At 70.4% G+C, this 26,080-nt stretch carries 21 protein-coding genes; 14 read left to right on the top strand and 7 right to left on the bottom strand.

Annotated features, from left to right (window positions below):
- Nucleotides 1–80: 80 nt before the first annotated feature.
- From HV826_RS06060 to HV826_RS06050, 3 genes are all read left to right on the top strand, one after another.
- The gene (locus HV826_RS06060) at nucleotides 81–458 is read left to right on the top strand and encodes a response regulator (RefSeq protein ID WP_163783677.1); all 378 of its coding nucleotides are present in this window, start codon (nucleotides 81–83) and stop codon (nucleotides 456–458) included.
- A gap of 89 nt (nucleotides 459–547) precedes the next feature.
- Nucleotides 548–1,369, top strand: a complete 822-nt coding sequence (locus HV826_RS06055; RefSeq protein WP_163783676.1) for an ABC transporter ATP-binding protein — start codon at nucleotides 548–550, stop codon at nucleotides 1,367–1,369.
- The gene (locus tag HV826_RS06050) at nucleotides 1,366–3,021 is read left to right on the top strand and encodes a hypothetical protein (protein WP_176416056.1); all 1,656 of its coding nucleotides are present in this window, start codon (nucleotides 1,366–1,368) and stop codon (nucleotides 3,019–3,021) included. Before HV826_RS06055 ends, HV826_RS06050 begins: the two co-directional genes overlap by 4 nt.
- A gap of 136 nt (nucleotides 3,022–3,157) precedes the next feature.
- On the opposite strand, the gene HV826_RS06045 is transcribed toward HV826_RS06050, so the two are convergent.
- Nucleotides 3,158–4,417 carry a VWA domain-containing protein gene (locus HV826_RS06045; protein WP_176416055.1) on the bottom strand — a complete coding sequence of 420 codons (1,260 nt, stop codon included), beginning with the start codon at nucleotides 4,415–4,417 and terminating at the stop codon, nucleotides 3,158–3,160.
- Between the two features lie 184 nt (nucleotides 4,418–4,601).
- Between HV826_RS06045 and HV826_RS06040 the strand changes: the two genes are divergently transcribed.
- From HV826_RS06040 to HV826_RS06000, 9 genes are all read left to right on the top strand, one after another.
- Complete coding sequence (locus HV826_RS06040) at nucleotides 4,602–5,318, top strand: hypothetical protein (protein WP_255207898.1); 717 nt, start codon at nucleotides 4,602–4,604, stop codon at nucleotides 5,316–5,318.
- Between the two features lie 143 nt (nucleotides 5,319–5,461).
- Complete coding sequence (locus HV826_RS06035; RefSeq protein WP_176416053.1) at nucleotides 5,462–5,839, top strand: peptide chain release factor-like protein; 378 nt, start codon at nucleotides 5,462–5,464, stop codon at nucleotides 5,837–5,839.
- Between the two features lie 240 nt (nucleotides 5,840–6,079).
- Nucleotides 6,080–6,466 carry a pilus assembly protein N-terminal domain-containing protein gene (locus tag HV826_RS06030; RefSeq protein WP_176416052.1) on the top strand — a complete coding sequence of 129 codons (387 nt, stop codon included), beginning with the start codon at nucleotides 6,080–6,082 and terminating at the stop codon, nucleotides 6,464–6,466.
- Nucleotides 6,463–7,170, top strand: a complete 708-nt coding sequence (locus HV826_RS06025) for a prepilin-type N-terminal cleavage/methylation domain-containing protein (RefSeq protein ID WP_176416051.1) — start codon at nucleotides 6,463–6,465, stop codon at nucleotides 7,168–7,170. The genes HV826_RS06030 and HV826_RS06025 overlap by 4 nt, the downstream gene beginning before the upstream one ends.
- Nucleotides 7,167–7,721, top strand: coding sequence for a type II secretion system protein (locus tag HV826_RS06020; RefSeq protein ID WP_176416050.1), 555 nt, complete (start codon nucleotides 7,167–7,169; stop codon nucleotides 7,719–7,721). Before HV826_RS06025 ends, HV826_RS06020 begins: the two co-directional genes overlap by 4 nt.
- Entirely contained in the window at nucleotides 7,718–8,905 is a 1,188-nt protein-coding gene (locus HV826_RS37990; protein WP_176416049.1) for a prepilin-type N-terminal cleavage/methylation domain-containing protein, read from the top strand. Before HV826_RS06020 ends, HV826_RS37990 begins: the two co-directional genes overlap by 4 nt.
- Nucleotides 8,906–8,910: 5 nt before the next feature.
- Nucleotides 8,911–9,408, top strand: coding sequence for a hypothetical protein (locus tag HV826_RS06010; protein ID WP_163783667.1), 498 nt, complete (start codon nucleotides 8,911–8,913; stop codon nucleotides 9,406–9,408).
- Between the two features lie 36 nt (nucleotides 9,409–9,444).
- The gene (locus HV826_RS06005; RefSeq protein WP_176416048.1) at nucleotides 9,445–13,929 is read left to right on the top strand and encodes a PilC/PilY family type IV pilus protein; all 4,485 of its coding nucleotides are present in this window, start codon (nucleotides 9,445–9,447) and stop codon (nucleotides 13,927–13,929) included.
- Nucleotides 13,930–13,993: 64 nt separating this feature from the next.
- A complete protein-coding gene (locus tag HV826_RS06000) occupies nucleotides 13,994–14,416 on the top strand; it encodes a GTP pyrophosphokinase (protein ID WP_176416047.1) in 423 nt (140 codons plus the stop codon).
- A 97-nt stretch (nucleotides 14,417–14,513) separates the two neighbouring features.
- Here the strand turns inward: HV826_RS06000 and acnA are convergent, their stop codons facing one another.
- From acnA to HV826_RS05975, 5 genes are all read right to left on the bottom strand, one after another.
- Nucleotides 14,514–17,231 carry an aconitate hydratase AcnA gene (gene acnA, locus HV826_RS05995; protein ID WP_176416046.1) on the bottom strand — a complete coding sequence of 906 codons (2,718 nt, stop codon included), beginning with the start codon at nucleotides 17,229–17,231 and terminating at the stop codon, nucleotides 14,514–14,516.
- Nucleotides 17,232–17,375: 144 nt separating this feature from the next.
- On the bottom strand, nucleotides 17,376–18,638 hold the full coding sequence (gene clsB / locus HV826_RS05990) for a cardiolipin synthase ClsB (protein WP_255217062.1): 1,263 nt from the start codon (nucleotides 18,636–18,638) through the stop codon (nucleotides 17,376–17,378).
- Nucleotides 18,639–18,776: 138 nt separating this feature from the next.
- Nucleotides 18,777–20,348 carry an FHA domain-containing protein gene (locus HV826_RS05985; protein ID WP_176416044.1) on the bottom strand — a complete coding sequence of 524 codons (1,572 nt, stop codon included), beginning with the start codon at nucleotides 20,346–20,348 and terminating at the stop codon, nucleotides 18,777–18,779.
- A 6-nt stretch (nucleotides 20,349–20,354) separates the two neighbouring features.
- A complete protein-coding gene (locus HV826_RS05980) occupies nucleotides 20,355–21,284 on the bottom strand; it encodes a YafY family protein (RefSeq protein ID WP_176416043.1) in 930 nt (309 codons plus the stop codon).
- Nucleotides 21,281–22,303 carry a YafY family protein gene (locus HV826_RS05975; protein ID WP_176416042.1) on the bottom strand — a complete coding sequence of 341 codons (1,023 nt, stop codon included), beginning with the start codon at nucleotides 22,301–22,303 and terminating at the stop codon, nucleotides 21,281–21,283. The genes HV826_RS05980 and HV826_RS05975 overlap by 4 nt, the downstream gene beginning before the upstream one ends.
- 313 nt (nucleotides 22,304–22,616) lie before the next feature.
- On the opposite strand from HV826_RS05975, the gene HV826_RS05970 reads away from it, so the two are divergent.
- On the top strand, nucleotides 22,617–23,087 hold the full coding sequence (locus tag HV826_RS05970) for a hypothetical protein (protein ID WP_176416041.1): 471 nt from the start codon (nucleotides 22,617–22,619) through the stop codon (nucleotides 23,085–23,087).
- Nucleotides 23,088–23,103: 16 nt separating this feature from the next.
- On the opposite strand, the gene proB is transcribed toward HV826_RS05970, so the two are convergent.
- Nucleotides 23,104–24,237 (bottom strand): glutamate 5-kinase, encoded by a 1,134-nt coding sequence (proB, locus tag HV826_RS05965; protein ID WP_176416040.1) that lies wholly within the window; start codon nucleotides 24,235–24,237, stop codon nucleotides 23,104–23,106.
- A 122-nt stretch (nucleotides 24,238–24,359) separates the two neighbouring features.
- Between proB and hflX the strand changes: the two genes are divergently transcribed.
- Complete coding sequence (gene hflX / locus HV826_RS05960) at nucleotides 24,360–26,012, top strand: GTPase HflX (protein ID WP_176416039.1); 1,653 nt, start codon at nucleotides 24,360–24,362, stop codon at nucleotides 26,010–26,012.
- The last annotated feature ends 68 nt before the right edge of the window (nucleotides 26,013–26,080 follow it).

Genomic DNA, 26,080 nt, shown 5'->3' with positions numbered 1-26,080 from the left:
GAATGGAAGAGGAGTTCCCATCATCCTGCCCATAGAATTTCGCGGCGCGACACCCAAGCCGCAGCTTCCGAGGCCCTGCCATGTCCCACATCCTGGTCGTCGACGACGACGCGAGCCACCGCACGCTCATCTGCGATGCCCTCGAGGAAATGGGCTATCCCACGGTGCAGGCGGCCAACGGCCGCGAGGCGCTGGACCTGCTGGAGGGCGCCATGCCCTCCGCCGTGCTGCTCGACCTGCGGATGCCGGTCATGAGCGGCTGGGGATTGCTCGACGCGCTCAAGAAGATGCCCCGTGCGCGCGGTCTGCCCATCATCATCATCTCCGGCTACGGCTTCGAATGGGAGGCCGAGCTCGTGGGCGCCGCGGGCTACATCTCCAAGCCCGTGGACCTGGACAAGGTGCGGATGACGGTGCAGCAGATCGCCGGTCCGCCGGAGATGTCGCTCGTCCACTGAGCCGGCATCGTAGGAGCCGGCGGCATCCCCCTGTTGACGGGTGGGGATTGTCCCCCGGTGCCGGGCTCGGGTGAGATGGAGGGCATTCCATGACGCCCTCTCCCACTGATGACCTGGCGGTCGACGCCCGCGGCCTGCAGAAGCGCTTTGGCGGCTTCAGCGCGCTCAACGGCCTGGACCTGCAGATTCCCCGCGGCGCCTTCTACGCGTACCTGGGCCCCAACGGGGCCGGGAAGTCCACCAGCATCGCCCTGCTGACGGGGGTGTACGGCCCCGACGCGGGCACCATCCGCATGCTCGGGGTGGACGCGGTGGCCAGGCCCATGGAAGTGAAGCGCCGCGTCGGCGTGGTGCCGGAAGAGCTGAGCCTCTTCGAGCGGCTCACCGGCCGGCAGTACCTCACCTTCTGCGCGCGCATGTACGGGCTGGACGGCGACGAGGCCGCGGCGCGGGCCACGGAGCTGCTGGAGCTGACGGAGCTCACCTACAAGGCGGGCGCGCTGGTGGCGGAGTACTCCAAGGGCATGCGCCGGAGGCTCGCCATCGCCGCGGCGCTGATCCACGCGCCGGAGCTGGTGCTGCTGGACGAGCCCTTCGAGGGCATCGACGTGCTGGCCGCCGGCGTCATCCGCGAGCTGCTGCGCGAGCTGAGCCGCCGCGGGGTGACGCTGCTGCTCACCACGCACGTGCTGGAGATCGCCGAGCGGTTGGCCACGCACGCGGGCATCATCCGCGGCGGCCGCATGCTGGACCAGGGGCCGGTGGGCTCGCTGCTGTCGCGCTACGAGTGCCCCTCGCTGGAGGCGGTGTTCGAGAAGCTCATCTCCGTGCCGGCCTCGCGCAACGCGCGCCTGTCCTTCTACGGCGAGGCGCCCGAGTCCGTGACGCCGCTGCGCCAGGAGACCGCATGAGCCGCCCCGCCGTGCCTGGCTTCTTCCGGCACTTGTGGCTGCTGTGGGGGCTGCGCTTCGACATCGGGTTGAACCAGGGTCCCGGACGCAGCCGGCTGCTCGCGGTGGCCGCCTTCGCCGCGTCGAGCGCGCCGGGCCTCTTCCTGGGCCTGACGTTCTTCACGCTGATGCGGCTGCGGCCCATCGCGCAGAGCAACGTATGGCCCTTCTTCATCCTCAACCTGCTGTGCTTCGTCACCTTCTCGGTGTGGGTGACGTGGCCGCTGCTCTCCGCGGGCGTGGATGACCACTCCGAGCTGAGCCGCTACGCCGCCTTCCCCATCTCCCCCTTCCGGCTGCTCATCGCGTCGACGGTGGCCAGCCTCTTCGAGCCGCGCGCGCTCGTCTTCTACGCGCCGCTCACCGGGGCCGCGCTGGGCTTCGCGTCCGTCCGCGTGCTGTACATGCCGTGGCTGGCGGTGGTGCTCTACGTCCTCTTCGCGCTCCTGTGCGCGGCCTGGAGCAGGGTGGCGCTGTACGCCGTCATCAACGTGCTGCGGGCGAAGCACAGCGCGGAAATCATGGGCGGCGGACTGGCGCTCTTCCTCCTGGGCGCGTCGTTCATTCCGCCCATCGACACCTCGTGGCTGACGGCGGTGGGCGAGGCGGGCGTGGACGCCCTGGACATGTCCCTCATCATCAACGCGGCGGTGGCGCTGGGCCGCGTGCCCCCGGGGCTCTTCGGAGACGCGCTGGCGCAGCTCGCCTGGCACCGGCCCCGGGTGGCCATGCTGGAGGCGGCGGCGCTGCTCTTCTTCGCGGGCGTGGGCATGGCGGTGGCCTACGCGCTGCTGATGCGCTTCCACCGGCAGGCGGGCCGCGCGGGGGGCTCAAGCAAGGACTCGGGTGACAGCAACCCGTTCGCCACCACGCGGACGCGCTACACCACGCTGGTGACGCGCGAGGCCCTGGACCTGTGGCGCAACCCGCGCGCGCGGCTGCTGGCGTCGGTGCCCTTCATCCTGGCCATCCTGCTGAAGCTGCTGTCCGGCCGGGACCTGTTCGTGTTCCTCCTGGGCGGCGCGGCGGATGCGTGGCTGATGGGCGGCCTGTGCATCTACGGCGCGGTGGTGATTGCGTCCACATTCTCCCAGAACACCTTCGCGTATGACGGACAGGGCTTCGCGGCCTTCCTGGCGGCGCCCCTGGACCTGGCGGAGGTGCTGCGCGCGAAGAACCAGGTGCAGGGCGCGGCGGCGCTCGGGATGGCGGCGCTGGTGGCGCTCTTCTACCGGGTGTACTTCGGCTTCGGCACCGGGCTGGACCTGCTGTGCGCCATGGCGGCCGTGACGGCCGTGGTGCCCATGCTGCTGGCCGCGGGCAACTTCCTGTCGCTGTACTTCCCGGTGAAGTTCCACGCGAGCCTCAAGCGGCGGGACAAGGTGCCGCTGACGGCCTCCATGCTGGGCATCCTCGCGGCCAGCGCGGGCTGCATGCCCTTCGGCTGGGCGCTCAGGCTCGCGGGCAAGGAAGGCCCCACCTGGCACACCGCGGCGATGATTCTCCTGGCCGCCGCGCTGAACGTGGCGCTGTATCGCGGCGTGCTCCCCCTGGCGCTGCGGCTGCTGGAGCGGCGGCGGGAGGTCGTCCTCCAGGCGGTGACGCGGGAGTAGCCCACGCGGCGGACAAGCTGCTCCCGGAGGCCGTCCATCCGGCGCCAGGGGAGCGCGCGCGCCCACGCCTGACACGCGCAAGCCGCGGACGCCTGCAAGCGCGTCCGCGGCCTCCGGGTCCCCACCTCCATCGCGCTCAGTAGGCGATGCCGTGCCGGGCGGCCTGCGCCTTCACGCCCTTCATCACGTTGGCGTCGAAGGCGTCATCCTTCTCGGGGGCGTTCTTCGTCAGCCACGCCTCGCGCTCGGCGGCCAGCGCCTCCGCCTTCTTCTCCAGCGACTTCTTCTCCTCGGAGAGCGCCTTCACCTTCGCCACCTGCGCCTCCTTGGACATGCCCTTGAGCTCGGAGGGGAGCTCGTCCGCCTTCACGCTCGCCAGCGCGGACGGCGCCTCCACCAGGTCCACCGCGCCGCCCACCGCCTTGGGCGCGCTGCTCGCGGGGGCTCCCGCGGCCCCACGGCCGCGCGTCTTCTTCATGTAGCTGATGCGCTCGGCCGCCGCCTCCGGCGCCAGCGCCCCCATGGAAGCGGCGCGCGCCATGTTCTCCGCCTGGACCTCCCTGCGGCCCGTGTAGAGCGTCTTGGTGGACAGCTCCGCGTTCACCTTCGCCAGCTCCGCGTCATACGGCGTGGCGACGGCGACCATGCCACCGCCCTGGTCAATGGAGTCGAAGGTGCCGTCCGTCAGCTTCGCCACGAACCGCCACGACGTCTCCGTCTCGGCGTTCCCGCCGCACCGCACGGTGTTCACGACGATGTGCTTCTCCCGGGCCTTCTTCGCCCAGTGCTTGAAGTCCCAGTCGTCGTTGCGCTGCGCGGGGGGCGCGTCCCCCACCAGGAAGATGGCCTTCATCACCTCGCGGTTCTGGCTCCAGGACAACTTGGACACGGCCTCGCCCAGGCCGCGCCCCACGTGCTCGGGCGTATCCCCGCCGCCCCCCGCCTCGAACTTGCGCAGGTTCGCGAACACCGTGTCCAGGTCGTCGCTCAGGTCGAAGCGCTTCGTCACGTAGTCGTCGCCCACGTCACGGTAGGCCACCAGCCCCACCTTCAGGTGCGGCGTCGGGCGGCCCTGCGCGATGCGCGAGGCGATGGAGTAGATCTTCCGCTTCGCCCCCTCCAGCAGCCCGCTCATCGAGCCCGTCGTATCCAGCACGAACACCACCTCGATCTCCGGCCGGGCGGCGGCGGGGACCTGCTGCTGGGAAGGCGCCGGCTGCGCGGGCTTCTGGTCCGGAGCGGGCTTCGCCTGGGCGGCCGGCGTCGCCGTCCTGGCGGGCGCGGGCTTCTCCACGGGCTTGAGAATCGGGCTCTCCCTGGCCTGGGCCAGGGCGGCGGACAGAGCGGTGACGAGCGCGGCCGACAGCGCGGCGCGCGACAGGGACTTGCGGTCCATGGCGTTCTCCAAGGGAATGGGACGGCGGCAGCGAGGTTGGAAACGGCTGACCTCGCCCCCGGGTCTACGCCCCCGGTCGATTTCTCACACGCGCCGGCGGCCTCGCCGAGCCCGCCTGCTCTGGAGCGGCTTGCCCGGGTGGCACGGGGGGCGGATGCTGGCACGCACCAGGAGACTCAAGAACATGACCCCCTCCATCCGCCGGCCCCTCATCGGGAGCCTGTTCCTCGTCGGCAGCGCGCTCGCGTTGTCCTGCGGCGGCACCGGGCCCTTCTTCCGCATGGCCTTTGACATCCCCGACACCCTCACCGCCATTCCAGGTGAGAGCCTCCCGGTGGACATCACCGTGCTTCGCGAGGGCGACGACCAGAGCGAGTTCCGCATCAACCTCCAGAATGCGCCCGAGGGCGTGACGCTCGCGCCGGAAATCGTCCTGCCCGAAGGCGAGGCCAGCGTCACCACGACCGCCACCTACGCGGTGGCGCAGGACACGCAGGCCCAGGGAATGATGCGCGCCTTGCTGGTGGCCACCAACGCCACGGAGACGTTCGCGACCAGCGCCAACATCTTCCTCGTCATCCTCCCGCCGCCCGTGGCCCAGCCGGACTTCTCCGTCACCATCGAGCCTCGCCAGTTAAACCTCTTCGCCGGTCAGAACGAGAAGGTGCGCATCACCGTGACGCGAGCGGAGGGCTTCACCGGCCCCGTCACCGTCGCGCTGGAGTCGCCCACCCGCCGCATCAGCATGCCCACGGTCACCATCCCCGCGGACCAGACGTTCGTGGAGCCCTACATCGACACCGACCGCGGCATGACCCGCGTGCCCGTCGCCGCCTCCATCATCGCCACCAGCGAGGACGGCCGGCTGGCCAGCACGGGCACCACCGTCAACGTGCGCTAGCACCGCCACGCATCAATTCGAAAGCCCACCCGCTCAATCTGCCCCGCCCGTCAGACGAACGGCGGGCCCCCGTCCGGCGCCGGGGCCCGCCCGCACGACAGCGGTGCACGAAGAGGCCAGGGAGGGTTACCTTGAAGACAGCCATGAGCATCTCACCCACCCGCCGGCAGGCCGCGCTGGACGCCCTCAAGCTGGACGACGAGGCCCTCCTGAAGGCGTGCGAGGTGGACTACTTCATCGCCTCGGGCCCGGGGGGCCAGCACCGCAACACCACCGCCAGCGGCGTGCGCCTCACGCACGCTCCCACCGAGCTGTCCGTCAGCGCCACCGAGCGCCGCAGCCAGGTGCAGAACAAGGGCGTGGCGCTGGAGCGCCTGCGCGAGGGCCTCAAGGTCCTCACCTTCGTGCCCAAGGTGCGGCGGGCCACCAAGCCCACCGCCGGCTCCAAGCGGCGGCGCCTGGAGGGCAAGAAGCGCACCTCCGAAAAGAAGGCCCTGAGAAACAGCAAATCCGGCTGGTAACCCGGGTCCATTCAGACTCCAGTCACCCTGTCGTCGGACAGTCTGGGTGCGCCTAAAGTTTGCGGGCTCGCAGACGTTGCAAGGTCGTCTGCTGCTCGGAAGGACCTCCTCCCGGAAATTCGCCGTGGAGTGTCGGGGGCTTGGCTCGCCAAGCAGGGAGGCACGCGGTGTGCAGATACACCCTGCGTGTCTCCACTACCCCAGCCCCCAGGGGTCATTGTGCCCGCAGGACATTCCCCCATGCCCTTGCTCACGGTTTTTTCGACGCCTTCCCAGAAGTACCGTTCCCGCGCGCCCCGCTGGAAGCTGTGGGCACCCCTGGCGCTGACGCTGGCCGCCTCCGCCGCGTGGGCCCAGGACGCCGCCCTCGAGCCGGACTACGCCGTCGAGGCAAAGAACGCGCAGCCCTCCGGCCTGGTGGTGCGGGTGGCGCCCCTTCATCAGACGCAGCTCATCGTGGAGAACGCCGAGCGCGTGAGAGTCCAGGCCGCCGCGGTGGTCGAGGCGTCGCTCGGTGAGCCGAACCAAATCATGGTCCAGGGGCTGAGCCTGGGCGTGTCCGAGGTGCTCGTGTGGCGCCAGGGCATCAAGCAGCCCCTGAGCGTGCGCGTGGAGGTCGCGAAGTGAGCCGGCGCGACGCACGCGGAATGACGCTGCTGGAGGTCAGCATCGTCCTCGCCATCATCGCGGTGCTGGCCGCGCTGGCCTACGCGGGCTACGCGCAGCTCAGCGCGCGGACGAGCCCGCAGAACGCGGCCGCCGACCTGTCCGGCGCGCTCGCCGAGGCCCGGGCCCGCGCCGTGGACCGCCAGGCCGACGTGTGGCTCATCATCTACCCGGACATCAATCCGGAGGGCCAGGCCGGCGCCGGCAACGGAGCCTGGTTCCTGGTGGAGGACCGCCTGCGCGACTTCGGAGCCGCCGCGGCCCCCGCCGGGCAGCTGAGCTTCAACACCTTCTCACCGCCGCTGGACATCCAGCCCACTGCGGCGCAGGGCCGGCTGATGGACGCCATGTACCTGGACCGCTACTCACAGCGCACCGTGCGCTTCGGCGCCAGCGGCAACCTGGCGTGGACCGGCATCTTCGAGGGCCTGGCCGCCACGGACTGCAGCTTCTGCAGCGGCGCGCCGCGGCGTGGCGCCATCGTCTTCCGCGGTGACGGCTCCGCGCGCTTCGTGGACGGCGCGGGCCAGCCCGTCATCCCCGCTGGCAACGACACCGTGAACCGGGCCGCGTCGCTGGCACTTCTCTCCACCGACGGGCAGCGCGAATACCTCTTCGCCGTCTCCGCGCCCGTCGGCTTCGTCGACATGAGGGTCAACCGATGAGGCGCCTGAATCCCGCATCCCGCCGTGCCCGCGTGCGCGGCGCCACGCTCATCGAAGGCCTGGTGGCCGCCGCCATCCTCGCCATGGGCATCAGCGGCGTCTTCGGCGGGCTCATCTTCGCCAGCCAGCAGAACGCCGCCGCCAACCGCCTGTCGCAGGCCAGCGCCATCGCCTCGCAGGTGCGCTCCGGCCTCCAGCTCCAGGGCCGCTCCCGCCTCTTCGCCGGTACCGGGCCGCTGTCCAGCGCGCGCTGCGCCGGCGCCGCGGAGACGCTCGAGCTGGCCGGCGGCCTCTCTACCCTGCCCGACGCCTGCGTCGTGGACCTGGACGCCTTCGAGACGGGGACCGGCGACCCGCTGCTCCGCGTGGTGCCGGGCTACTCGCCGGAGGAGAGCGAGTACTACCGCCGCGTCCTCGTCTGGACGCCGGCGCAGGCCATCGACTCGGTCGCGGTGGTGGTGTCCTTCCGCAGCGCCGGTCAGCGCCGCTACGTCAAGCAGTTCGTCGCGCTCTACAACCCGGCGGAGAACGGCGCGGGGGTGGAGCTGTGAGCACGCCCAGGACACACGCGCGACGCGGCTTCACGCTCATCGAGTTGCTGGTGGGCATCACCGTCTCCTCGGTGGTGCTGCTGGCGGTGGCGGGGACCATCATCGCCGTCAACAACATCTTCCAGAACAACACCGTCTCCAAGACGGCCGTCGAAGGCAGCCGCGTGGGCACCGACTACCTCAACCGCACGCTGCGCTACGCGGGCTACGGGCTGGACCCGGCCATCGCCTTCGACTTCGACACGGCGGGCCTGCCGGGGGCTCGCAAGGACAACTACACCGAGGAAGTGGAGGACTGGGGCACCTTCGTCACCGACGACCTGGCCTTCCGCTACCGCGACCCGATGTTCCTGCGCCACGGCCAGCTCAACGGCGCCGGGGCGCCGCCCTACCAGTTGACGCTGGACTCCGCCGCGACCTTCGGCCAGCCGCTGCGCCAGGGCCAGGCGGTCCTGGTGGCCTGTCCGGGTGGCCAGGACTACTTCCTGGGACGCCTGACGGCGGACGTGCCCGCGGACGGCACCACCGCCACGCTGGACACCGCGCTCGCCGCGGGCCTCCCGGGCGACGCGCCCAGCGCCTGCATGTCGGACGCCGGCCGCGTGCCCTTCGTCATGCTGGTGCATGAGAAGCGGCTGCGCGTGGAGGAGCACGGGGGGCGCCCCTACCTGGTGGTGAAGCACGGCTGGGCGGACAACGCCGACTTCGACCCCATCGCCGCGGACGTGGAGTCCTTCCAGGTCAGCTACCAGATGAACCGGCCGCCCGCGAACTCCGCGTGCTGCGCCGGCCTGCCCGCGCCCGACGGCGCCGTGGGCAGCGGCATGGCCTGGGTGCTGGGTGACGAGGACTCCGTCGTGCTGCCCAAGTACGACGCCGACGTTCCGGCGCCCACGTACAGCACGCCGTATGACGCGCCCCTGCGCTACAACATGAACCCGGCCAACATCCGCTCGGTGGGCGTGGGCCTCACGGTGCGCTCGGTGCGCCAGCTGCCCTCCGGCACGAAGAACCAGGCCCGCAAGCTCTTCAACGCGGAGCCGGTGAACCCCGAGGACACGTACTTCCGCACCACCGTGGAGACGTCCGTCCGCATTCCCAACATGACGTCCCGCGCGTTCTTCATCCCCGAGCTGCGCGCCGCTGGCGTCGCCGGTGACCTCAAGAACGTCTGGGGAGGCTAGCCACCATGACTCACTTCGCCTCACGCCGGGGCAGCGCCCTGGCCATCACCCTGATTGCCCTGACGGTGCTGCTGCTGCTCGTGGTGGGCGCCATCACCTTCACCGGCCGCAACCAGTCCGCCGCCGTGGCCAAGACGCGCAGCGACCGCGTGGAGGCCTGCGCGGAGACGGCGCGGCGCTACCTGCTGTCGCGGCTGAAGGTGTTCGGCACCGGCGCGGTGCCCGTCACCAACATCAGCCTGGAGCAGGTGCTGCAAGACGACCAGGTCGTCGCCGACAGCAGCGTCATGCGCACCGCCCACCTGGGTGACACCGCGTCGGCGCCCACGGCGGCGGTGCTCGCCTCGTCCTCGTTCAGCAGCGGCAAGGACCAGGTGAGCGACGCGGCCAACACCCTCCGAGAAGGCACGGCCGGCGGCAGCTACTACCGCGTGGTCGTCATGTGTGACGAACCCGGAGGCCGGCAGGCCGAGACCGAGTTCGTCTTCCGCTTCGGCATCTGACCCCTTCGACACCGCCCTTCCCCGAGAGCCCCCCCCATGAAGGCACTCTTCTCCACCTTGACGGCCCTGACCGTGCTGCTGGCCGCCCCTGGCGCGCTCGCGCAGGACCCGGCGTCTTGCAGCCTGCAGTCCACCTCCCGCCTGGACGCGCTGCTCAACCCCGCCCGCGGCAGCGACGAGCGCTTCTTCACCAGCCCCAGCGGCCCGCCCAACATCCTGCTCATCCTGGATACGTCGGGCTCCATGGCGTACTGGCCCATCGCCTGGAGCAACAACGACTACTACAGCTTCGACGAGAACCAGAACGGGCAGTCCCCGGGCTGCCGCCAGGAGAACATCGACGCGCTGAACTACGACGCCAACGTCGAGTACCCGCGCATGTGGCTGTCGCTGACCAACCAGGACTCACCCTGGTTCGTGCCGTCCAGCTACTACCGCTTCGACGGCAACGGCAGCGGCACGCAGGCCAGCTTCGGGATGAACCTCAACCCCGTGCGCTTCGACCAGCCACCGCCCAACACCGTCATCAGCGACAACGCGGCGGCGGCATGCTCCAACCTGGTGGGCACCGGAAACGGCGGCAACCGGCCCGCGGCGCGCGCCGCGTGCGCGCAGTGCCTCGCGACGAAGGGCTACTTCCAGTACAAGCACGACGCGCGCGTGGCGGCCGGCAACTTCCTCAACTTCTACTCGCCGCGCGGCCACTCCGCCGTCAACGTCATCAGCCAGGTGCTCAAGGACTCGGAGCGCACGCGCTTCGGCGTGGTGACGTTCTCCGCGAGCAGCGCCGCCAGCGACACGGTGAAGTGGAGCAACCAGGACGTGGTGCGCTTCGAGCGCTTCGGCCCCCGGTGTGACCAGTCGCTCAGCGGCGCGGAGCGTGACAACCACCGCAACAACCTGCTCCTCAAGATGAACCGCGGGCTGCGCTTCAACACGGGCACGCCGCTGACGCAGGCCATGTGGGGCGCCAGCACCTACTTCCGCTCCTCCGGGGACGACCCGTTCCCTGGCTGGTTCGGCAGCGACTACCTGCGTGACTCGGACTTCGACGACGAGGACTCGCCGGGACGGGCCGCCACCTGCTTCACCTGCGGCTTCAACGCCATGATCCTGCTCACGGACGGTGAGCCCAACGAGCCCAGCGGCAGCTCCGCCCAGGTGCCCTCCCAGGTGCGGGACCTCAACGTCCCCTGCAACAACTGCGCGGCGGCCGGCCAGGGCAACACCAGCGGCGGCTCCAGCAGCCACATCCACCGCATCGCCAAGTGGATGTGGACGCATGACCTGCGGCCGGAGCTGGATGGAGCGCAGCAGGTGGCCACCTACACCGTGGGCTTCGCGCTGACGAACACGCAGGCCATCAACCTGCTGCGCGTCACCGCGGACGCGGGCGGCGGGCGCTTCTACGCGGCCACCAACTCCAGCCAGCTGAAGACGGCGCTCCAGTCCATCGTCGACGACGTGCAGAACCGCAACGTCGCGTTCGCCGCGGCGGCCATCTCCTCGTTCCAGACGGGCAGCTCCACGCTCAGCGCGCTGATGCCGCGCATGTCGCCCGCCTCGGGTGACAGCGCCTGGCGCGGAGATTTGTGGCGCTTCAACCAGTTCAACGAGTTCGTGGAAGGCGTGGACAAGAACGGCGACGGGGACATGGACGACATCTTCGTCGTGGACCGGGACGGGGACATCGTCGTCGAGGACTCGTCAGGCAACTTCGTCAAGGACGGCGGCAGCACCCCGGCCAACCAATTCTGGGAGGCGCGCCGCGCGCTGCTGGCCCGGTCCCTGGACAGCCGGAAAATCTACACGGTGACGGACAGCAACCAGGACGGGCGCATCACCGCCGCGGACAACACTGCGACGCCCATCGAGTTCACCGTGGACAACCGCGAGGCGCTGAAGAGCTACCTCGGCATCCTCGGCACCCCCGCGTGCCCGAAGGTGCAGTCGCTGAGCCCCCTGGACATCGACCCGGGCACGTTGCTGGCGGGCCTCCGGCTGACGCCCCAGTTGGCCGCCGCGGCCATGGGCGTCACGGTGCCCGGCTTCGGCAGCGTGGCGCAGGCGCAGACGTGGCTGGACGACCTCTGCGTGCGCGCGCTCATCCAATACGTGCGCGGCCAGGACCTGGCGGACGAGGACGGCAACGGCGACCGGGCCGAGGTGCGCCGCTCCGTGCTGGGCGACATCTTCCACTCCGCGCCGGTGCTGGTGGACCCGCCCATGGACAAGTTCCTGTGCAACCTGGGCATGAGCAATCAGTGCACGCGCACGCTCTACAGCCAGCAACTGGGCGTGTCGCCCACGCCGCTCGCCACGGAGGACATCAGCCGCTGCGGCAACACCGTGGAGGTGGACGCGTATGACGCGTACCTGCACCGCTACCGCCGCCGGGACAAGCTGGTGCTGGTGGGCGCCAACGACGGCATGCTGCACGCCTTCCGCGACAGCGCCGCCAGCGGCGACAACTGCGCGGGCGGCATGCCCATGATTGAGTACGCGCCCAGCACCGGCGAGGAGGAGTGGGCCTTCATCCCGCCGGACCTGCTTTCGCGCCTGCATGAGATGGCCAGTGGCCACCAGTACTACGTGGACGGCGACATCATGGTGCGCGACGTGTGGGCGGACGGCTCGGGCGGCTCGCAGGCGGACGGCATCAAGCAGTCCGACGAGTACCACACGATGGCGGTGATTTCAGAGGGACGCGGCGGCGTGCACTACCTGGCGCTTGAGCTGCGCGCGGACGCGGGCACCGGCCGCTTCGGCCCGCCCCGGATGCAGTGGATGTACCCGCAGCCGGACTCCCCGGAGGCCGCCCTCTTCGGCAAGACGCTCTTCTCCCTCAGCCCCAAGCCGCCGCCCATTGGCCCCGTGCTGGTGGAGGCGGGAACCGCGCCCGGCGCCGTGTCCCGCTACAACGCGGAGACCCAGGAGCGGTGGATGGTGGCCCTGTCGGGCGGCTGGTCCCCCGGCCAGGAGAAGGGCCGCGGCATCTACATGGTGGACGCGTGGTCCCCCGAGGTGAATGGCCGCACCGACAACCTGTGGTGGAAGTTCGAATACGACCCGAACGCCACCGGCGAGCAGCACGGGCCCGCGCGGCACCTCACCCACAGCGTGGCGGCGCCCGTGGCGCTGGTGGACTACGGCGTGGCGGGCAACGTGCAGCAGGATGGCTTCTTCGACACGGCCGTCTTCGGTGACATGCGCGGCCAGCTCTGGGTGGCGCGCATGTCCGTGCCCGGCGCGCTGGACCCTTCCACGAACCTCATCCGCAACTGGAGCGCCGCGCGCGCCTTCCAGATGGACCGGGACTCCGTGGGCCCCTCGGGCGTCCCAGGCACCAGCCTGACGCGCACGTGGCCCTTCTATTACGTGCCCTCCATCGGCATCCAGCCGGGCACGGGCGCCATGCGCGCGCTCGTCGGCACGGGAGACCGCTACGCGCTGCTGGATGACCAGGCCGGCATCTGCCGCTTCGACAACCCGCAGGCCTGCGCGCGCTACGGGTGCGGCAACGTAGAAGTGGATTACCGCGTGGACCGCATCGGCGAAAACATCACCCAGTCGCGGCACCAGTGGACGCAGCGAGGGCTGGCGCAGTCCACGCTGACGCGCGGGACGGCCTCGCAGCCCGCTTGCGGCGACCCGGGCCAGACGGTGGTGTCCGCCCGGTTCACCCGGCACGAGGCCCGCTCCTGCCCGGGGGCGCCCCAGGACTACACCTCCATGAGCCCCGCGCGCGTGGAGTGTGGCAAGGACGCCGCGGGCAACTTCCGCTGCCTCGACGTGAGCAACGTGGCGCCCAACTTCGCGGACCTGGAGCTGACCCGCAGCGTCAACGCCATCGGGAAGAACCGCTTCTACGGCGTGCGCGTGTACGGCGTGGCCGGGCAGACCTTCGCCGAGGACGCCACCGCTGTTTCCGCGGAGGGCCCCCTGACGGCGAGCCAGTTCGACGCGGAGCGCCTGAGCGACCGCACTGGCGACAACGACACCAGCGGTGACCTGGTGGACGTGACGAACATCACCTGCGACGCCTCCGGCGCCTGCTCCGCCACGGGCGCCCTGCCCGACGGCAAAGGTTGGATGCTGGAGTACACGGACAACCACACCCACAAGACGGCGGGCGGCGCGGCCACGGTGGCCAGCTGCACGCTGTGGAACGTCATCTACCCGTCGCAGGACGGCGAGGTGTGCAGCAGCACCGCGGCCCGAGCCCGCTTCTACCAGGCGGACTTCCTCAGCGGCCTGCCCAACTGCGCCGCGTCCTTCGAGAACGCCCGCTACCAGGAGCGCGCGGTGCTGTCGCCGCCGCCCGAGCCCGCCACCGCGGTGATGATTTCGCCCACGGGCAGCGTGAAATACAGCGCCATCATGCAGGAGCCCGGGCAGCGGCAGGCCACCTCGGTGGACGTGTCGGAGAACAGCGAGGTGCTGCAGAACGTGTACGAGCTGCCCCTCACCCAGGAGCAGCACGCCTGCCGTCACGAGGACGCGGCCCGCTGTCTGCCGTGACGTGCAGGCCCGCCGCCGCCCTCCCCGCTCGCCTGGGGAGGGCGTTGGGCGTTAGAAGACGGGCATGCCCGCACTCGAAGACGCCATCGCGCTCGCGGTGGCCGCGCACCACGGCCAGCGAGACAAGGCCGGCCAGACGTACATCCTCCACCCGCTGCGAGTGATGATGCGGCTGGACACGGACGAGGAGCGCACGGTGGCCATCCTCCACGACGTGGTGGAGGACACGCCCTACACGCTCGAGCGCCTGCGCGAGCTGGGCTACCCGGAAGCCGTCCTGGGCGCGCTGGACGCGCTCACCCGCCGCCAGGACGAGACATACGAGGCCTTCATCGAACGGCTGCGCCCGCTGGCGCTCGCCCGCCGCGTGAAGCTGGCGGACCTGGAAGACAACATGGACGTGCGGCGGCTGGCCGCGGTGACGCCCAGGGACGCCGAGCGCCTGGCCCGCTACCGCGCCGCCTGGGCCCGCCTGCGCGAGCCGTGAAGACACGACGGCCCGGAGCGCCACCAGGGACACTCCGGGCCGCGGTGCTACCGGCGCCCGCCGAGGAAAGCAGGGCGCCGGTTCCTTCGACTCCGCGCTAGGCCTTGGCCAGCTGGCGGAGCACGTACTGCAGGATGCCGCCGTGGCGGTAGTAGTCGAGCTCGTTCGGCGTGTCGATGCGGCACACCACCGTGAACTCCTTGGTGCCGCTCTCCCCCGTGGCCTTCACGGTGAGCTTCTTCTGCGGCGCCAGGTCCTGCGCCACGCCGGTGATGTCGAACTTCTCGTGGCCGGTGAGGCCCAGCGACGCCGCGTCCTGGCCCGCCTCGAACTGGAGCGGCAGCACGCCCATGCCCACCAGGTTGGAGCGGTGGATGCGCTCGAAGCTCTTGGCGATGACGGCCTTCACGCCCAGCAGCATGGTGCCCTTGGCCGCCCAGTCACGGCTGGAGCCGGTGCCGTACTCCGCGCCCGCCAGCACCACCAGCGGCGTGCCCTCCGCCTGGTACTTCATGGACGCGTCGTAGATGCTCATCCGCTCGCGCGTGGGGATGTGGACGGTGACGCCGCCCTCCACGCCCGGAACCAGCAGGTTCTTCAGGCGGATGTTGGCGAAGGTGCCGCGCACCATCACCTCATGGTTGCCGCGGCGCGCGCCGTAGGAATTGAAGTCCTTGGGCTCCACGCCGTTGGCCATGAGGTACTTGGCCGCCGGGCTCGCCTTGGCGATGTTGCCCGCGGGGGAGATGTGGTCCGTGGTGACGGAGTCACCCAGCAGCGCCATGACGTGCGCGCCATGGATGTCCTGCGCGGGCTTGGGCTCCTTCGGCAGGTTCTCGAAGAAGGGCGGCTTGCGCACGTAGGTGGACTTGTCGTCCCACTGGAACGTGGCGCCCTTGCCCACCGGCAGCTGCTGCCAGAGCGCGTCGCCCTCCATGGCGTTGGCGTACTGGCTGCGGAACTGCTCCGGCTTCACGGAGGTGCGGATGACCTCCTGAATCTCCTCGTTGGTGGGCCAGATGTCCTTGAGGAACACGGGGCGGCCGTTGGGGTCGTTGCCCAGCGGCGCGCTGTCCAGGTCCACGCCCACCTCGCCGGCCAGCGCGTAGGCCACCACCAGCGGCGGGCTGGCCAGGTAGTTCATGCGCACGTGCGGGTTGATGCGGCCTTCGAAGTTGCGGTTGCCGGACAGGACCGCGGCCACCACGAGGTCGCCCTCGGTGACGGCGTTGGCCACCGGCTCCGTCAGCGGACCGGAGTTGCCGATGCACGTCGTGCAGCCGTAGCCCACGATGTGGAAGCCCACCGCCTCCAGGTAGGGCAGCAGGCCGGCGTCGCGCAGGTACTCGCTGACCACGCGGCTGCCCGGGGCCAGGGACGTCTTCACCCACGGCTTCGGGTTGAGGCCGCGCTCCACGGCCTTCTTCGCCAGGAGGCCCGCGCCCACCAGCACCGCCGGGTTGGAGGTGTTGGTGCAGGAGGTAATCGACGCAATCACCACCGCGCCGTGGCCCACCTGGTAGCTCTGGCGGCCGTTCTTCACGGTGACGGTCTGAGCCAGACGCTCGGGAGGCACCGCGGCGGCGGCGGCCTTGCCCTCGTCCCCGCTCTTGCTCTTTCCGGCCGACAGCATCTCCACCAGCGACTTCTCGTAGCCGGACTTCATGTCCTTGAGGGGCACACGGTCCTGCGGGCGCTTGGGGCCGGCGAGGCTGGGCACCACGGTGGACAGGTCCAGCTCCAGCGTGTCGCTGAAGAGGGGCTCCTCGGCGTCGTCACGCCGCCACAGGCCCTGCTCCTTGGCGTAGGCCTCGGTGAGGGCGACGAGGTCGTCCGGACGGCCGGTGAAGCGCAGGTAGTTGAGGCTCTCCTCGTCCACCGGGAAGAAGCCGATGGTGGCGCCGTACTCGGGCGCCATGTTCGCGATGGTGGCGCGGTCCGGCAGGGACAGGTTCTTCATGCCGCTGCCGTAGAACTCCACGAACTTGCCCACCACGCCCTTCTTGCGAAGCATCTGCGTGACGGTGAGCACCAGGTCCGTGGCGGTGGCGCCCGCGGGCAGCTTGCCGGAGAGCTTGAAGCCCACCACCTGCGGAATCAGCATGGTGATGGGCTGGCCCAGCAGCGCGGCCTCGGCCTCGATGCCGCCCACGCCCCAGCCCACCACGCCCAGGCCGTTGATCATCGTGGTGTGGCTGTCGGTGCCCACCAGCGTGTCCGGGTACACGGTGCTGCCCTGGCGGAACGTCACGTGCGCCAGGAACTCCAGGTTGACCTGGTGGCAGATGCCGATGTCCGGCGGCACCACGCCAAAGCCCTTGAACGCGCTCTGGCCCCAGCGGAGGAACGCGTACCGCTCACGGTTGCGCTCGAACTCCAGCTCCGCGTTCTCCTTGAACGCGGCGGACGTCGCGAAGGAATCAATCTGCACCGAGTGGTCGATGACCAGGTCGGCCGGGTTGCGCGGGTTGATTTTGTCCGGGTTGCCGCCCATGGAGGACAGCGCCTCGCGCATGGCCGCCAGGTCCACCACCGCGGGCACGCCCGTGAAGTCCTGGAGCAGCACGCGGGCGGGGTGGAAGGAGATCTCCACGTCCGGGGTGGCCTTGGGGTCCCAGGCCAGCATCTTCTCCACGTGCTCGCGCTTCACCACGCGGCCGTCCTCGTGGCGCAGCAGGTTCTCCAGCAGGACCTTCAGCGAGAACGGCAGGCGGTTCACCGCCGGGTGGGATTTGGCCAGCTTGCCCAGGCTGAAGAGGTCATAGGTGGCGGAACCCACCTTGAGCTGGGACTTCGTGCCGAAACTGTCGGTCATGTGTTGTGCCGTCCTTCCTTGCGCGGGATGCGGCAACTTCTAGGCCCCCCTTTGACGCGTTGCAAAGGGTTCCTGCGAGCGCATTGAAGGCCGGACGCTTCGCGCTGCGGGGATGCACCCCGCTGAGGGGCGGCCCTGCGTGGCTCAAATGATTCTGCGAAGCAGAGACAGTGCCCGCTCCAGCAGCTTCTGCCACAGGGGCCGGCGGCGGAACTCCGCCAGCGTCACCTCGCGGCAGTCCCCGCAGTCGGTGCGGAAGGAGTCCTCCAGTTGCTGTCCCAGGCGCGCGTCGGTGAAGACGGCGTTCACCTCGTGATTGAAGGCCAGGCTGAGGCGCTCCAGGTTGAACGAACCGATGGTGCCCCACACCCCGTCCACCACGGCCGTCTTGGCGTGCAGCACGCCGCGCTGCCACTCGAAGATGCGGACGCCCGCGCCCAGCAGCCGCTCGTAGAAGGCCCGGGCCATGAACTCCAGGAGGGGGTGGTCACTGCGCGCGTTGAGCAGCAGATGGACCTCCACCCCGCGCCGGGCCGCCTCGCGCAGCGCCATCACCATGCGCCGGTCCGGGATGAAGTAGGCGGCGGCCACCAGCACGCTGCGCCGGGCCCGGCGGATGGCGTGCAGATAGGACCGGTGGATGCTTCGCCGACTGGACAACACCGCCAGCCCCACCGAGCCGCGGCGGGACGGCGGGTTGCGCAGGCGCTCCAGCCGCCGCGTCAACCGGTGGAAGCGGCCCTGGAACATCATCCGCCACGTGGCGGAGAAACACCGCTCCAGTTCGTGGACGGCCGGCCCTTCGATGCGCAGCACGTCATCCCGCCACGCCGCGCCCAGCTCCGCGGGCGCCCAGTGGGCGGAGATGTTCACCCCGCCGGTGAAGGCCACCTCACCGTCCACCACCAGGATTTTGCGGTGGTCCCTCCGCAGCAGGTGCCGCAGCCCGCGTGACAGGCTGAAGGGCTTGAAGGCGCGGATGTCCACGCCCCGCGCGCGCAGCCCGGCGAAGAAGCTCCGGCGGCTCGTCCACGAGCCCACCGCGTCATACAGCACCTTCACGTGCACGCCGCGCTCGGCCGCCTCCGCCAGCGCCTCGCCGAACCGCTCGCCGACGGCGTCGGAGACGAACATGTACGTCTCCAGGCGGACATAACGGCGCGCCTGGCGGATGGCCTCCAGCATCGCCGGGTAGGCCTCCACGCCGTCACGCAGCAACTGGCAGGCGTTGCCCTGCACCACCGCATGACGGCGAGGCAGGTAGTAGCGCGACAGGAGCAGCCCGGAGACGTTGGGGCGCCACACCGGCCCATGCTCCGGCACGGGCCCCGGGGGCGTGGGCGCACGCCGCGGCGCGCCCGTGTCCGCCTCCCCCGACTGCTCGGTCAACGCCTCCGGCTCACGCATGGCCTCCCAACGGTGCGGATGCCCGGGCGAGCCGGCAACCCGAGCCGCTTCGCAGCCTGGCTTCCCGTGCCAGCCGGTGTCCGGAAGCCGACAGGACAAGCCCGCGACTTCACGAACACCGGAAATCCGTGGCGCGACCTAGAGACCGTACTCCGCGCGCTTGGCGTCCGCGCGGGTGGCGCACGGCTGATCGAACTCCGGGAAGTACTCCTTCACGTGGTCCAGGGTGGCGGAGGCGCTCTTGTAGTTGCCCTGGTTGTAGTAGCCCTCCACCTCCAGCAGCAGCTTGGAGCAGGTGCGGTCCAGCTCCTGCTGCGCCGCCTTCATGCGCTCCTGGGCGTCGTAGTAGAGGTCCGGCTTCGGCTCCGGGTGGGCCTCCAGCATCAGCCACGACACGCGGAAGGACTTCCAGGCCTCGTAGCGGTTGCGAGCGCCGATGTCCGGCGTCTGGAAGTGCTTCAAGCCCCGCTTGTGGTACTCGGTGGCCTCGCGCACCAGCTCCTCGGGCAGCAGGTCCGGCAGCAGCGCGCGCTCCACCCAGATGTTCCAGATGGTCCACGGATCTTCACCCGGCGGATTCTTCACGTTGTCGAAGATGATGCGGTTGGGCTCGCCCTTCTTCAGGTGCTGCGCCGGAATCATCAGCTCGATGGAGCGATCCTGGCTGGCCAGCGTGTCGGGCGGCACCTTGCCCACGTCCACGCCGTTGACGCTCACCACGACCTCATCCTTGGAGATGCCCTGGGCCTGGTAGTGGAGGATGACCACCGCGCGCGTGGCGGCGGTGTACTCCCACTCGAAGACCTTCATGTCCGCGCGCTCCCACGTCACGCCCGGCCCCAGGCCGAACGACTCGCGGATGGGCTGGCCGCTGAGCATCGCGGGCTCCTCCCCCACCGGCTGACCGTCCTCGCCGCTCAGCACCAGCCAGTAGAGGACACCGAACAGCGCGAGCACCATGGCCACGCCGCCACTGATGATGCCGGTGCGCACGCCCTGGCTGGCGTCCGCCCAGAAGAGCTTCGCGCTGGACACCACGCCAGGGGACTCACGCCGGATGCGCGCGCGCTCCGCCGCGGACAGGCCCCCACCCCCCGACGCGGACGGCGCCGGACGGGCCCGGGCCGGCGGGGGCGAACTGGACGGCCGCCGCGCGGGTGGCGCCGCGGGCGTCGGGCGCTCGATGGCCGCCGGCCGTGAGCCGCTCTGCCCCTGGGACACGGGGCGCAGGGCCTGCAGATTGGAGCGGGTGGCGCCCTCGCGGATTTCGTTCAGCGCCTCCTGGTCGGCACCGTCCGGGGCCAGCGCGACGCCCTTGTTGCGCTGCCGCTTCAGGGAGTCCAGGGAGACGATGCGCGTGCTGCCATCACCTTCCTGGGCGCCGGCGGGCAGCTCCTCTTCGCCCGTGGCCGGCTCGTCCGTCAGCATGCCGAAGATGAACGTCACCGGCCCCAGGGTCAGCTTGTCGCCGTCCTCGAGCACCTGCGTCTTCACCGGACTGCCGTTGACGAGCGACCCGTTGGCGCTGCCCTGGTCCTCGACGGCGTAGGCGTCACCGTCGAGGAAGATGCGGCAGTGGCGCCGGGACACACCCGGGTCGAACAGCGCGACGTCACAATCCGTCGAACGGCCGATGAGAACGGAGTCCTGGTCGAAGACGAACTCCTTACCGGCTTCTCTACCCTCGGAGATCGTCAGCTGGAAAGGCATGGGGGGTCACAATCCTACAGAGGCCCGCGCCGCTCGGGCAACGGCCGCACGCGCGGAGGCCGGTTCCATGACCTGCGCCTCGCCACCGAAGGACAGGACCCACTGGGTGAGCCAGCGCTCGCTGTCCCCCGCCACCAGCACCTCCACGCCCCCGTCAGCAAGCGGGCGGGCATCCTGGCCGAAGCGCTCCTTCACATACGGTGCGGCCACGGGGGAGAAGCGCACACGCACCGTGGCATCCTTCAAGCCCCGCGCCGGGTTGGGCACGTCCGCCCGGGCGTCCGCGGGCGGCTGGAAGGGCACGTCCGTGACGAGGATGTCCTCCATCCGGTCCAGGCGGAACAGGCGCGCGTCCTGCCGGGTGTGGCAGTAGCCCTGCAGGTACCACTGCCCCCGGTGGCTGAGCAGCTCGTAGGGGCGCACGGTGCGCGGCTCCGGTGACCGGCCGGGGCTGGCGTAGCCGAACGTCACCTCCAGGCGCTCGATGATGGCGCGGGTGAGCGGCCCCAGGGCCTGGGGCGCCTCCGTGGACGCATCAATCTTCCGGTACATCTCCCGGTAGCGCTCGCGGGTGGCGGGCGGCAGCACGCGCTCCAGCTTCTCCAGGGCGCTCTGCAGCGCGTCCCCCGTGGCCGGCCGCAGCAGCTCCGCCGACGCGGCCAGCGCCGCGGCCTCGCCCGGCGTCAACCGGGGCGGCGCGAACAGGCGCTGGTCCAGGTCCACGTAGACGCGGTCGTTGTCCACGTAGATGTCGATGTAGTCATCCGGGTTGAAGGGCGGCCGGCCCACACAGGTGAGCAGGTCCAGCTCCTCCAGCAGGTCCTCGCGGCTGACGTTGAGGGCGCGCGCGAGCGCGTCCACCGTGACGCCGGGGTGCTTGGAGACGTAGGGGACCAGGAACAGCAGGCGGCGGAGCCGCTCGTGGACGTTGCTCATGCGCTCACCTTGTCCAGCGAATCGTCGTGGCACGCCACGATGCGCGAGGCCATCTCCCGCAGGCGCGCCTGCGCCCGCTCCGGGCCCTCCACGCGGCAGTCCGGCCCCAGCGCCAGGCAGAAGCGCATCAGGCCATCCACGAACGTCACCGGCAGCCGCGCCCGCACCGCCCCCATCTCCGAGGGCTCCAGCGTGGCGCCGGGCAACAGGCTCGCGGCCCGCGAGGCGAGCGTGCCCGACAGGTGGAGCACCACCTCCACCTGCTCATGGAAGCGGTGCTGCCACGGGAAGTACGCCACGTGGGCCTCCAGCGAGAAGTCCGCCGGCACCTGGAAGTCCGGCGTGCGCGGACGCGCCGTGTTCACCTTCAGCTCGCGGATCCGGTGGACGTGGAAGGTCCGCAGGTCCTTGCGCAGGTGGCAGTACCCCACCAGCGTCCAGGCGCCGCGGCGCAGCGCCAGGCCATACGGGTCCACGCGCCGCTGCGTGGTGCCGGCCTGCTTGGGGCTGGCATACGTCAGGTCCACCCACTTGCGGGCCGCGCACGCATCCCAGAGCTGCTCCAGGCGCGCGGAGACCTCCTTCTCCTGGCCCTCATGCACGGAGCCCAGCTCCATGCGCACCCGGGGTGTGGGCAGGGATTGACCGGCGAAGAAGCCGATCTTCCGCAGCGCGTGCGCCAGGTCGTCCCGGCCCGGGAAGGCGCCCGACGCCAGCGCCGCGGAGCCAGCGGCATAGAGCACGGCCAGCTCTTCCTTGGAGAGGTCCGCCTCCGGGAGGTAGTAGGCGTCCCGGTCGACGAGGTAGCCGTCCCGCCGCTCGTCATCGCCCTGCACGTACGTCAGCGGAAAGCCCAGCTCCACGAGCTCCGCCTTGTCGCGCTCGAACTTGCGCTCGGCGGCATCATCGGAGCCGCCGTAGTCACCAGGGAAGTGCTCGCGCAGCTCGGCCCAGGAGATGGGCTCGCGCGCGTCGAGCAGAAGGGCTACGAGGTCGAGGATGCGTTCGGTGCGGTCCATTGGAAAGGTCGGCGACGATGCCGGGCGGACCCGGGGGGGTCAAGAAGTGGACGTGTGGGTGGGGAAACAGGTGAGCGGTCCGCCCGCGTCCGCGAGATAGCCGGACATGACTGAACAGACAAGCAGGTATTCGTCTGTAGGCGCGGTTGTCCTCATTCCAGCGGACAAGGACTTGGGCGGGGGGCTCGCACGACGGGCATGATCTGGGTTATTGCTGCACCATTCCGTGGAAGTGGAGAAGACGTGGACGGGCCATGCCTGTCCGGATGCCGCGTGGCCGACGCGGCGAGCGGAGCCTCTGAAGGGACTCACGATGAGCGGCATCACCCTCGTCCGTAATGTGGTGGCCGGGTTGGCGATGTTCGTGGGCGCCACGAGCATGGCCGCGCCTGCGCCCGTGCGCGCGGAGCCCCTCTACTTCGCCGTCGAGGTCCGCCGCGACGGGCGCCTGGTGGCCCAGCCCAAGCTGCTGGGTGAGACGGGCCGCACGCTTCGCGCCGAGCGCCGCCGCCCCGGAGCGCCCCTGCCCGACTACCGGCTGGTCCTCACACCCAGGGCAGAAGGCCAGTCGTTCCTCCTCCAGTTGGACGTGCTCCTGCCCGAGGCCAAGGGCCACTCCGAGCTGGCGCTGCTCCACGGCCAGGAGCGCAAGCTCCAGCTCGGCCGCGTGCCCGGGGAGCTCGAGGTCTCCCTGCTGCTGATGAAGGTGGACTCGCCGGAGTTCCGCGCGCTCATGCAGCTGGGCGAAAGCTGCGGCAAGTCGCTGTCCACCTCGTCCATCTGACCGGCGCCCCGCCCGGCTACAGCACCGCCAGGTCGTCGCGATGCACGGCCTCGTCCAGGTAGCGATAGCCCAGCACCGCTTCGATGTCCGCCGTGTGGTGTCCGGCGATGCGTCGCAGCTCGTTGGCGTCGTAGGCCGCCAGCCCCCGCGCGAACACGGCGCCCTCCGCGTCCACCAGGTCCACCGGGTCTCCTCGCCCGAAGTCGCCCTCCACGCCGCGCACGCCGCTGGGCAGCAGGCTGCGCTTGCCGGTGACAATGGCCTCGCGCGCGCCAGCATCCACCGTGAGCGTCCCGCGCGCGCGCAGGGCATGGGCAATCCACGCGGCGCGGGCGCTGCGGCGGCTGCCCGTGGGCTCGAAGAGGGTCCCCACGTCCGCGCCCTCCAGGACGGCGCGCAGGCGGCCGGGCACGGCGCCGGACGTAATCACGCAGTGGATGCCGGAGTCAGACGCGCGCGCGGCCGCCCGCACCTTGGTGCTCATGCCGCCCGTCCCCACCCCGCTGCTCGTGCCGGTGGCGAGCGCCAACACCTCCGGCGTCACCTGCATCACCGTGGCCACCAGCTCCGCGTCCGCGTCGCGCCAGGGGTCACCGGTGTAGAGGCCCTCCACGTCCGACAGCAGGACGAGCGCGTCGGCGTCCACCACGCCGGCCACCAGGCCCGCCAGCGTGTCGTTGTCACCGAACTTCAGCTCGTCCACGGAGACGGTGTCGTTCTCGTTGATGACGGGGACGACGCCCGCCGTCAGCAGTCGCTCCAGCGTGTGCTTCACGTTGAGGTAGCGGCGGCGCTCCTGCACGTCCTCGTGGGTGAGCAGCACCTGGGCCACCGCCTTCCCGCGCGCGGCGAAGGCCTCTTCGTAGGCCTGCATCAACCGGCTCTGCCCCACCGCCGCGCACGCCTGCTTGCCTGGGATGTCGCGAGGGCGCGAGGGCAGCCCCAGCCGCTCGACCCCCAGGGCGATGGCCCCGCTGGACACCACCACCAGCTCGCGGCCCTGCGCGGCCCACAACAAGTCCTGGCCCAGCGCATCGAAGTGCTGACGGTTGAACCGCCCGGTGGCGTTCGTCAGCGCGTTGGTGCCGATTTTCACCACCACCCGCCGGGCGGCGCGCAGGGCGGTGCGTCCCGTGGAAATCGAACTCACGGGGCGTCAGCGTAGGTCAGAAATGGAAGACGCGCGCGTCCGGCGTGTTTTCCTCACAGCGGCAGTCATAGAGTCGTACGGAAAAGGTGGGGGCCCCAACGCCTCCGCCAGGAGAGCACGGTTTGAAGGAAATCTACGGCAACACCCTGGGCCTCAAGTCGAGCGAGCAGCACCGCCTGCGCAACACCTTCCGCCGGCGCGTCCCACCGCACGAAATCGTGTCGCCCGAGCTTGCCCGGCACCTCACCGAGCTGTCGCGTGAGACGAACCGGCAGGTGGGTGTGCTCGTCAACCGGAAGGGCGAAATCGAGCACGTCATCGTGGGCAGCGCCCACAAGCTCGAGCTGCCGGACATCGGCCGCGCCCGCGCGGGTCAGGTCCGTCTGCGTGGCCTCCGCCTGGTCCACACCCACTTGAAGAGCGAGCCGCTCACCAAGGACGACCTCACGGACCTCGCGCTGCTGCGCCTGGACTGCGTGGCGGCCGTTGGCGTGGGCCACGACGGCCTGCCCGGCGTCCTGCACTACGCCTACCTCGTTCCGGAGAACAGCTCCGGCGACTTCTGGCACGTCGAGTCGCTGCCCTCCGTCCACGTGGCGCAGCCGGACCTCATGGACACGCTAGGCGCGCTGGAGGAGGAGTTCAACCGCAAGGCGGCGTCACGCAAGGTGGGCGGCCGGGAGAAGGCCATCCTCGTGGCGGTGTGCCTGGACGGCAACCGCGCACTGGCCGAGTCCAGCCTGGCGGAGCTGAAGGAGCTGGCGCGCACCGCGGGCGTGGAGGTCATCGACTCCGTGCTCCAGGTGAAGCGCGAGGCGGACCCGCGCTACCTCATCGGCCGCGGAAAGCTGGAGGACCTCAACCTGCGCTCCATGCAGTCCATGGTGGACCTGCTCATCTTCGACAAGGACCTCACCCCGTCCCAGGGCCGGCACATCGGCGAGGCCACCAGCCTCAAGGTCCTGGACCGCTCACAGCTCATCCTCGACATCTTCGCGCAGCGCGCGCAGAGCGCCGAGGGCAAGCTCCAGGTGGAGCTGGCGCAGCTGAAGTACCGGCTGCCGCGCCTGGTGCAGAGCGACGACTCGCTCAGCCGGCTCATGGGCGGCATTGGCGGACGGGGCCCGGGCGAGACGAAGCTGGAGATTGACCGCCGCCGCGTGCGCGAGCGCATCACCCACCTGGAGAAGCGCATCGACGCGATTGGCAAGGAGCGCAGCGTGCGCCGGGCCCAGCGCAACCGGCGCGAGCTGCCCGTCATCTCCATTGTCGGCTACACCAACGCCGGCAAGTCCACGCTCCTCAACGCGATTACCAACGCCGAGGTGCTGGCGGAGAACAAGCTGTTCGCCACCCTGGACCCCACCAGCCGGCGGCTGCGCTTCCCGCGGGAGCGGGAGGTCATCATCACCGACACGGTGGGCTTCATCCGCGATTTGCCCAAGGACCTGGTCGCCGCCTTCCGCGCCACGCTGGAGGAGCTGTACGACGCCAGCCTGCTGCTCCACGTCGTGGACGCGGCGGACCCCGCCCGCGACGAGCAGGTGGAGGCGGTGGAGAACATCCTCGAGTCGCTCGACCTGATGGAGAAGCCGCGCCTCATGGTGTGGAACAAGGCGGACCTGCTGCCGCCGGATGAAGTGGAGGTGCTGCTGCGCACCCGGGGCGGCGTGGCCATCAGCGCCGCGACGCGCGAGGGCCTGGCGACGCTGCTGGCCAAGGCGGACACCACGCTGTTCGCCGAAGGCGCCACAGAGGCCATTGGCGCAGTCTGAGCCCACGGTTGCCGGGCAGGCACGGCTCCCCGTAGAGTCGGGGGGCCGTGTCGATTCCCGCCCTCCCT

Origin of the sequence: Myxococcus sp. AM010 (assembly GCF_013372585.1) — a bacterium.
GTDB lineage: Bacteria > Myxococcota > Myxococcia > Myxococcales > Myxococcaceae > Myxococcus > Myxococcus vastator.
Note: the sequence above shows the minus strand (reverse complement) of the source record. Positions and strands in the feature narration are given on the sequence as shown.

What these genes read in the sequence shown, in the direction of transcription:
- HV826_RS06030 (WP_176416052.1), top strand. Translation starts at nt 6,080, where the DNA reads ATGCCCTTGCTCACGGTTTTTTCGACGCCTTCCCAGAAGTACCGTTCC.
- HV826_RS06020 (WP_176416050.1), top strand. Translation starts at nt 7,167, where the DNA reads ATGAGGCGCCTGAATCCCGCATCCCGCCGTGCCCGCGTGCGCGGCGCC.
- HV826_RS06000 (WP_176416047.1), top strand. Translation starts at nt 13,994, where the DNA reads ATGCCCGCACTCGAAGACGCCATCGCGCTCGCGGTGGCCGCGCACCAC.
- HV826_RS06050 (WP_176416056.1), top strand. Translation starts at nt 1,366, where the DNA reads ATGAGCCGCCCCGCCGTGCCTGGCTTCTTCCGGCACTTGTGGCTGCTG.
- HV826_RS06040 (WP_255207898.1), top strand. Translation starts at nt 4,602, where the DNA reads ATGACCCCCTCCATCCGCCGGCCCCTCATCGGGAGCCTGTTCCTCGTC.
- HV826_RS05980 (WP_176416043.1), bottom strand. Translation starts at nt 21,284, where the DNA reads ATGAGCAACGTCCACGAGCGGCTCCGCCGCCTGCTGTTCCTGGTCCCC.
- HV826_RS06005 (WP_176416048.1), top strand. Translation starts at nt 9,445, where the DNA reads ATGAAGGCACTCTTCTCCACCTTGACGGCCCTGACCGTGCTGCTGGCC.
- HV826_RS06010 (WP_163783667.1), top strand. Translation starts at nt 8,911, where the DNA reads ATGACTCACTTCGCCTCACGCCGGGGCAGCGCCCTGGCCATCACCCTG.
- clsB (WP_255217062.1), bottom strand. Translation starts at nt 18,638, where the DNA reads ATGCGTGAGCCGGAGGCGTTGACCGAGCAGTCGGGGGAGGCGGACACG.
- HV826_RS05985 (WP_176416044.1), bottom strand. Translation starts at nt 20,348, where the DNA reads ATGCCTTTCCAGCTGACGATCTCCGAGGGTAGAGAAGCCGGTAAGGAG.
- HV826_RS06045 (WP_176416055.1), bottom strand. Translation starts at nt 4,417, where the DNA reads ATGGACCGCAAGTCCCTGTCGCGCGCCGCGCTGTCGGCCGCGCTCGTC.
- HV826_RS05975 (WP_176416042.1), bottom strand. Translation starts at nt 22,303, where the DNA reads ATGGACCGCACCGAACGCATCCTCGACCTCGTAGCCCTTCTGCTCGAC.
- HV826_RS05970 (WP_176416041.1), top strand. Translation starts at nt 22,617, where the DNA reads ATGAGCGGCATCACCCTCGTCCGTAATGTGGTGGCCGGGTTGGCGATG.
- HV826_RS06060 (WP_163783677.1), top strand. Translation starts at nt 81, where the DNA reads ATGTCCCACATCCTGGTCGTCGACGACGACGCGAGCCACCGCACGCTC.
- acnA (WP_176416046.1), bottom strand. Translation starts at nt 17,231, where the DNA reads ATGACCGACAGTTTCGGCACGAAGTCCCAGCTCAAGGTGGGTTCCGCC.
- HV826_RS06035 (WP_176416053.1), top strand. Translation starts at nt 5,462, where the DNA reads ATGAGCATCTCACCCACCCGCCGGCAGGCCGCGCTGGACGCCCTCAAG.
- HV826_RS06055 (WP_163783676.1), top strand. Translation starts at nt 548, where the DNA reads ATGACGCCCTCTCCCACTGATGACCTGGCGGTCGACGCCCGCGGCCTG.